We start from the raw sequence: 398 nt of genomic DNA, 5'->3' as shown, positions 1-398 counted from the left end.
TAACCCCATCGGAGTTTCTCTCCAGCGCCCGAGAAGAGGCCATATAGTTTGCTACCTGCCACGTTTGTCCGTAGTCTTTAGATATTTTATATGCCCCAGGTTCCCACTCAGGCACCAAAACATACTGTTCTGAGGGATGAATAAACTCACCCGAGAAAACTCTATAGATTGGATTGCCATAAATTGATTTGTGGATTTTTCTTTTTATGTCATGGTAAACAACATATCCTTCACAATCATATCCTATCAACTCCAGGTAGCGATTATCATCAAACCGATAAATTACCTGCGAGGGTATTTTTTTTATACAGGCAGAGATAGCACATAGCGAAATCACTCCAACAATTATTCTTACCGTATTTCCTGGTTTCATAATTCATCCTTAAACGTTAAGCGGT

The 398-nt window shown here is 39.7% G+C and carries 1 pseudogene; it reads right to left on the bottom strand.

What is annotated here, in order from left to right:
- Positions 1–373 (bottom strand): annotated as a pseudogene (locus tag FDX24_RS16290) (hypothetical protein); the annotation flags it as partial.
- Between the last annotated feature and the right edge of the window lie 25 nt (positions 374–398).

Origin of the sequence: Citrobacter sp. wls716 (assembly GCF_005280975.1) — a bacterium.
Lineage (GTDB): Bacteria > Pseudomonadota > Gammaproteobacteria > Enterobacterales > Enterobacteriaceae > Citrobacter > Citrobacter youngae.
The sequence above is the reverse complement of the archived record's forward strand: the minus strand, read 5'-3'. Positions and strand labels throughout refer to the sequence as shown.